Source organism: Roseisolibacter sp. H3M3-2 (assembly GCF_029211165.1).
Classification (GTDB): Bacteria; Gemmatimonadota; Gemmatimonadetes; order Gemmatimonadales; family Gemmatimonadaceae; genus Roseisolibacter.
In genome coordinates, this window is the sequence record NZ_JARGEK010000305.1 from 1 (window position 1) to 6,112 (window position 6,112).

Annotated in this window: 8 protein-coding genes; 5 read left to right on the plus strand and 3 right to left on the minus strand. The window is 75.7% G+C overall.

What is annotated here, in order from left to right; all coding sequences use genetic code 11:
• A partial coding sequence (locus tag PYV61_RS19525; protein WP_275834741.1) for a hypothetical protein occupies positions 1 to 202 on the minus strand: 202 nt, incomplete at its 3' end.
• A 69-nt stretch (positions 203 to 271) separates the two neighbouring features.
• Between PYV61_RS19525 and PYV61_RS19530 the strand changes: the two genes are divergently transcribed.
• Genes PYV61_RS19530 through PYV61_RS19545 form a run of 4 tightly spaced genes read left to right on the plus strand, consistent with a single transcriptional unit; the run spans position 272 to position 2,995 of the window.
• Positions 272 to 931 (plus strand): phenylalanine--tRNA ligase beta subunit-related protein, encoded by a 660-nt coding sequence (locus PYV61_RS19530; RefSeq protein WP_275834743.1) that lies wholly within the window; start codon positions 272 to 274, stop codon positions 929 to 931.
• Between the two features lie 27 nt (positions 932 to 958).
• Positions 959 to 1,837: an MOSC N-terminal beta barrel domain-containing protein gene (locus tag PYV61_RS19535; RefSeq protein WP_275834745.1), complete on the plus strand. Its 879-nt coding sequence runs from the start codon at positions 959 to 961 to the stop codon at positions 1,835 to 1,837.
• Between the two features lie 32 nt (positions 1,838 to 1,869).
• Entirely contained in the window at positions 1,870 to 2,454 is a 585-nt protein-coding gene (locus tag PYV61_RS19540) for a hypothetical protein (RefSeq protein WP_275834747.1), read from the plus strand.
• Positions 2,447 to 2,995 (plus strand): Rieske (2Fe-2S) protein, encoded by a 549-nt coding sequence (locus tag PYV61_RS19545; RefSeq protein WP_275834749.1) that lies wholly within the window; start codon positions 2,447 to 2,449, stop codon positions 2,993 to 2,995. The genes PYV61_RS19540 and PYV61_RS19545 overlap by 8 nt, the downstream gene beginning before the upstream one ends.
• Before the next feature lie 235 nt (positions 2,996 to 3,230).
• Here the strand turns inward: PYV61_RS19545 and PYV61_RS19550 are convergent, their stop codons facing one another.
• Positions 3,231 to 3,458 (minus strand): hypothetical protein, encoded by a 228-nt coding sequence (locus PYV61_RS19550; RefSeq protein ID WP_275834751.1) that lies wholly within the window; start codon positions 3,456 to 3,458, stop codon positions 3,231 to 3,233.
• A 4-nt stretch (positions 3,459 to 3,462) separates the two neighbouring features.
• Positions 3,463 to 4,473: an SDR family oxidoreductase gene (locus PYV61_RS19555; protein WP_275834753.1), complete on the minus strand. Its 1,011-nt coding sequence runs from the start codon at positions 4,471 to 4,473 to the stop codon at positions 3,463 to 3,465.
• A gap of 50 nt (positions 4,474 to 4,523) precedes the next feature.
• On the opposite strand from PYV61_RS19555, the gene PYV61_RS19560 reads away from it, so the two are divergent.
• A complete protein-coding gene (locus PYV61_RS19560) occupies positions 4,524 to 6,020 on the plus strand; it encodes a nicotinate phosphoribosyltransferase (protein ID WP_345785268.1) in 1,497 nt (498 codons plus the stop codon).
• The last annotated feature ends 92 nt before the right edge of the window (positions 6,021 to 6,112 follow it).

Genomic DNA, 6,112 nt, shown 5'->3' on the forward strand with positions numbered 1-6,112 from the left:
CGGCCACCGGCGTCGAGTCGACGGCGGTGGCGCGCGCGGCGTCGAGCGCGGCTTCGACGACGACGCGCGGCGCGCCGCTCGCCGAGTCGCCGACGGCGCCCGACGACGACTGCGGCACGGCCGGAACGGCGGCGGAGCGCTCGCCCGCCGCGCAGGCGGCGAGCAGCAGGAGGGCCGAGCAGGTGGTGCGGCGAGCGGGCATGGCGGCGCGGTGACGGGGGTGCGCCGAAACGTGGCGCCCGCGACGGCCGAGCGGTATCCTCGCCCCCTCATGCGCCTCGACGTCGCCCCCCACCCGTCGCTCCGCCTCGCGGCGTTCGTCGCGACCTTCCCCGCCCCGCTCGGCGCGCTCGAGACGCCCGCCGCGGTGCGCGACGCGCTGCGCCCCGACGCCCCCGCGCCCCTGGCGCGCGACGAGCGCGTGCGCGCCGACGTGCGCGACATGCTGCGCCACGGCGGCTACAAGCCGACCGGCCGCGGCAAGCCCGCCTCCGAGTACCTCGTGCGCGCCGCCGGCGAGGGCGCGCTCGGCGCGATCAACCTCGCCGTCGACGCGTGCAACGCGGTCTCGCTGCACAGCGGCTTCCCGATCAGCATCGTCGACCTCGACCGGGCGCGGGCGCCGTTCCGCGTCGGCCTCGCGCCCGAGGGGGCGCGCTACGTGTTCAACGCGTCGGGGCAGGAGATCGACCTGGGCGGGCTGCTGTGCCTGTTCGACGCCGACGGGCCGTGCGCCAACGCGGTGCGCGACGCGCAGCGCACGAAGACGACGCCCGACACCACGCGCGCGTTGGCCCTGCTCTGGGGGGCCGCGGGCCACGAAGCGCGGCTGGCCGACGCCGAGCGCTGGTACCGCGAGCTCCTGGAGTCCGGCGGCGCGCGGACGGAGCGCATGGACGCGACGCTCGCGTCCGCCGACGGGGGCGCGTAGACTCCGGCCGACCCCCACCCCCTGCCGATGCCGAGCCCCGGCCAGCCGCTCCACGTCGCGTCGCTGCACGTCCACCCCGTGAAGTCGCTGCGCGGCGTCGCGGTGGCCGCCGCCGAGGTGGACGACCTCGGGCTCGCGCTCGACCGCCGGTGGATGCTGGTCGACGACGCCGGCGTCTTCCTCACGCAGCGCGAGGACGCGGGGATGACGCTGCTCCGCACGGAGCTGCTCGCGCCGCCGGGGGACACGGCCGACGGGACGGTGACGCTGGCCCACCGCGTCCGCGTGCACGCGCCGTCGGGCGACACGATCGACGTCGCCCCGCCCGAGCCGGGGTCGCGCCGCCGCCGCGTGCGCATCTGGGCCCACGAGGTCGCGGCGTGCGACTACCCGGCCGAGGTGGACGCCTGGTTCTCCGAGGCGCTCGGTCGGCAGTGCCACCTGATGTGGCTCCCCGACGACTCGCGGCGGCCGATCGACGACCCGCACGCGCGCGCCGACGACCGCGCCGCGTTCAGCGACGCCTTCCCGGTGCTGGTCGCGCTGCAGGCCTCGCTCGACGACCTGAACGCTCGGCTGGCGGCGCAGGGGCACGCGCCGGTGGCGATGGAGCGCTTCCGCCCGAACGTGGTGGTCGCCGGCGACGCCGAGCCCTACGCCGAGGACGGGTGGCGGGAGGTCACCGTCGGCGAGGTGGGGCTCGACCTGGTGAAGCCGTGCGGGCGCTGCGTGATGACCACGGTCGACCCCGACACGGGGCGTACGGGCGCCGAGCCGCTGCGGACGCTCTCGGGCTACCGGAAGGTGGACGGCAAGGTCCGCTTCGCCCAGAACGCGCTGGTCCGGAATAAAGGGAGGGTACGCGTGGGCAACAGTGTCGTCCTGATGGGAGAGGCCGGCGCGTAGCCGGGCTCCCCGGCTCCCCTCCCTCCCGATCGATGCCGACCCCGCTCTGGCTGCTGGCCGCGGCCCTCGCCGCCGACACGACCCCCGCGCCGCTCGTCCGCCCGCTGCCGGCGGGGGTCGCGGCACGGCCCGACACCACGCGCCGCCCCCGCGCGGTGCAGGTGAGCGAGGGGTACGAGACGCGCCTCCGCATCCACCGCTGGGGGAGCTACGCCATCCTCCCGCTGTTCGCCACGCAGTACGTGCTCGGCGACCGCCTGCTCGGCCAGAAGGAGGACGTCTTCGCGGGGCGCCGCGGCTCGCCGCCGGACGACGGGCTGCGGCGCAACCACGCGATCGTCGCCGGCGCGGTCGGCACGGTGTTCCTCGTCAACACGGTGACCGGCGTCTGGAATCTCGCCGAGTCGCGCGGGGTCGAGCAGGGGCGCACCCGCCGGCTGGTCCACTCGCTCGCGATGCTCGGCGCCGAGGCGGGGTTCGTGGCGGCGGGCGTCCTCGGGTCGCGCGCGGTCGACAGCGACGTCGACGCCGCGCGCCGGCACCGCAACGTGGCGCTCGGGTCGGTCGCCGTGTCGACGGCGAGCGTGGTCGGGATGTGGATCTTCAACCGTGACTGACGCCGTGCGCGATCCGCGCCCCGACTCCTCCCCCGACTGCGCCGGCTGCGGCGCCGACGACGCGTTCGGCGCCGAGCGCCGCGCCTTCCTCAAACACGCCGCCGCCGCGGCGGGCGCCGCTCTGGTGTCGCTCGGCGCCGCGCCGGGGCGCGCGCTCGCCGCGCCGCTGGCCTTCGTCGCCCCGGTCGCGCGGCAGGGCGAGACCCGCACCTACCCCGTTCCCGCGGCCGACGGCGCGACGATCGACCGCGAGGCCGAGGTGATCCTGGTGCGGTGGCAGGGCTCGGCCTACGCGTTCAACCTCGCGTGCCCGCACCAGAACACGGCGCTGCGCTGGTTCGCGGCCGACGGGCGCTTCGTGTGCCCGAAGCACAAGTCGAAGTACCGCCCCGACGGCTCGTTCATCGAGGGGCGGGCGACGCGCGGGATGGACCGCTTCTCCGTCAAGCGCGAGCCGGCGGGGATCGTCGTGGACCTGGACGCGCTGCACAAGCAGGACACCGATCCGGGGGGATGGGCAGCGGCGGTGGTGAAGCTCTGACCGATGCCTTTCTACTGCGCAGGGCCGGGTACGGCGGAGTGCAGGAGACTGCGCAGAGCGGGATGAACCGAAGGGAGGGATAGGGCGCAGAGCGGGGGACGGCGGACCTACGAGCTCATAGCCGGTAGGTCCGCCGTACCCCGGTTTCCGGTTCACCCCTTGGTTCGGTTCACCCCGATCTTCGCCGTACCCTGAAGTACGCCGTACCCCGCTCTGCGCCGTGCGACCGCCAAGGTCACGGCCTCCGCGCCGCCGTGTCCGCCCGCGCCGTGTCCGCCCCCGGCGTCACCAGCGCCCCCCCCGCCGCGCTGCTGAGCGAGTCGCCGACTGGCCCCGTCTTCCCCGTCGAGTCCATCGAGGTGTTGGGGATCGCGGCGCTGTCGGCGGCGGCGTCGCCGCCCGTGCGGCCGCAGGCGGTGGCGGCCAGCATCGCGGCCGCGAGCGTGATGGTGCGGAGTCGCATCGGCTCAGCCCTCCCGGTTGGTGTGGCGCGCCATCAGCGCGACGCCGAGCCCCAGCGCCGCCGCGCCGAGCACCGTCGCGACGGGGTGGAGCGAGGCGGTCGTGAAGGCGCTCGACTTCATCACGTGCCCCGGGTACGTGCCGCGCTCGCGGCCGTCGCCGGGGCGCGGCGCGTAGAGGGTGTCGTCGGCGCGCGCCGGCTCGTCGCTCCGCTGCCCCGTGAACGACGACGCCAGCTTGAAGCGGTCGGCGAGGCGCGGCGCGAGCGTCTCGAGCGTCGTGAACATCTTGGCCGCGCCGCCGACCTTCACGTCGCGCCGCGGCGAGGTGGCGCAGGCGAGGATCGCGTCGGCCACCACCATCGGCTCGTAGACCGGCGGCTGGTGCTTCGGCTCGACGCCCAGGTGGTTGGCCGCGTGCTCGGTGTAGGGCGTGTCGATCGCGGCCGGCTTCACGAGCGTGACCGAGACCGGCGCGCCCTCCTTCTCCAGCTCGAGCCGCAGCGCGTCGGTGAACCCCTTCACCGCGTGCTTGCTCGCCGAGTAGTGTCCCTGCAGCGGCATCGTCGTGTCGGAGAGCACGCTGCCGACGTTGATGAGCGCCCCGCCCTGCACCTTGAGGTGCGGGACCGCGGCCAGCGAGCCGTGCACGACGCCCCAGTAGTTGGTCTCGAACAGCCGCCGCGCGTCGTCGAGCGGCACGTCGGCGATCGACCCGTAGATGGAGACTCCCGCGTTGTTGACCCAGGTGTCGATGCGCCCGAACCGCTCGACCGCGCGCATCGCGACCGCGCGCAGCGCGTCGAAGTCGGCGACGTCGGCGACCACCACCTCGGCGGCGCCCCCGGCGGCCCGGATGTCGTCGGCCACGGCGGCGAGGTCTTGCTGGTCGCGCGACACCAGCACCACCTTCGCCCCGCGGGCCGCGGCGGCCCTGGCGGTGGTGAGCCCGATCCCGCTCGACGCGCCGGTGATGACGATGACCTGCTCCCGCAGCGGCTTGAGTCGTACGTGCATCCTCTCCTCCCGTGAGCCCTGATCCCCGACCGTCCGCCGCCCCCGGCGCAATCGACGTACCGTCCGTCCAGGCGGCGGCCGACCCCGCCGGCTCGGCGCTGCTCACCGACCTCTACCAGCTCACGATGGCACTCGGCTACTGGCGCGCCGGCCGGGCCGAGCAGGAGGTGGCGTTCCACCTGTACTTCCGCAACGCGCCGTTCGGCGGCGGCTACGCGGTGGCGTGCGGTGTCGAGCCCGCGCTGGCGTACCTCGAGGCGCTGCGCTTCGACGCCGCCGACCTCGCCTACCTGGCCACGCTGCGCGGCGACGACGGCTCGGCGCTCTTCCCCGCCGACTTCCTCGACGCGCTCGGCGCGCTGCGGGTGACGCTCGACGTCGACGCGGTGGCGGAGGGGACGGTGGTGTTCCCCGGCGAGCCGATGGTCCGCGTCACCGGCCCGCTGCTGCAGGCGCAGCTGGTGGAGACCGCGCTGCTCGTGCACCTCGGCTTCCCGACGCTCGTCGCCACCAAGGCCGCGCGCGTCTGCCGAGCCGCGCAGGGGGACGCGGTGGTGGAGTTCGGGCTGCGGCGCGCGCAGGGCCCCGACGGCGGGCTCTCGTCCACGCGCGCGGCGTACGTCGGCGGCTGCGCGTCGTCCTCGCACGTGCTCGCGGGGCAGCGCTTCGGCGTGCCGGTGCGCGGCACGCACGCGCACAGCTGGGTGATGGCGTTCGGCGACGAGCGCGAGGCGTTCGCGGCGTACGCCGACGCGCTCCCCAACAACGTCGTGCTCCTCGTCGACACCTACGACACGCTCGACGGCGTGCGGCACGCGATCGAGACCGGGCTGGCGCTGCGCGCGCACGGGCACCGGCTGCAGGCGATCCGCCTCGACTCGGGCGACCTCGCGTACCTCAGCCGCCAGGCGCGCCGCCTGCTCGACGACGCCGGGCTTCCCGAGGTGCGCATCATGGCCACCAACGACCTGGACGAGACGGTCATCGCGTCGCTCAAGCAGCAGGGCGCGCCGATCGACATCTGGGGCGTGGGGACACGCCTCGCCACCGCGTACGACCAGCCGGCGCTGGGCGCGGTCTACAAGCTGACGGCGGTGCGCGAGGGCGGCGCGTGGGTGCCGCGGGTGAAGGTGTCGGAGCAGCAGGAGAAGACGACGCTCCCCGGGCTGCTGCAGGTGCGCCGGTACGCGACCGGCGCCGACGACGGCGACGACGCCGGCGCGTTCGCGGCCGACATGATCGTCGACGAGTCGGCGCCCGCGCCGGCGGGCGAGGCGCTGATGATCGACCCGCGCGACGACACGCGCCGCCGCCGCTTCGCCGCCGACGCGCCCTGGGAGCCGCTGCTCGTCGCCGCGCTGCGCGCGGGGCGCCGCGTGCGCGACGCCGAGCCGCTGGAGGCGTCGCGCGACCGGGCGCAGGCGCAGCTCGCCGGCTTCCATGCCGGCATCACGCGCCTCGTGAACCCGCACCGCTTCCCCGTCGGGCTGGAGGCGGGGCTGCACGAGCGGCGGCGGCGGCTGGTGCTGGCGGCGCGCGGCGGCTGAGTCGCGCGGGCGCCGCACGGCGTCGTCAGGGCACGCGCGGCGCCGCGCCTTCCGGGCCGGAAGTCGGAGGCCAAGCGGTCTTAGGAAGACAA

Coding starts and splice junctions, on each gene's coding strand:
- PYV61_RS19555 (WP_275834753.1), bottom strand. CDS start 4,473: ATGCACGTACGACTCAAGCCGCTGCGGGAGCAGGTCATCGTCATCACC.
- PYV61_RS19535 (WP_275834745.1), top strand. CDS start 959: ATGCCGAGCCCCGGCCAGCCGCTCCACGTCGCGTCGCTGCACGTCCAC.
- PYV61_RS19540 (WP_275834747.1), top strand. CDS start 1,870: ATGCCGACCCCGCTCTGGCTGCTGGCCGCGGCCCTCGCCGCCGACACG.
- PYV61_RS19530 (WP_275834743.1), top strand. CDS start 272: ATGCGCCTCGACGTCGCCCCCCACCCGTCGCTCCGCCTCGCGGCGTTC.
- PYV61_RS19550 (WP_275834751.1), bottom strand. CDS start 3,458: ATGCGACTCCGCACCATCACGCTCGCGGCCGCGATGCTGGCCGCCACC.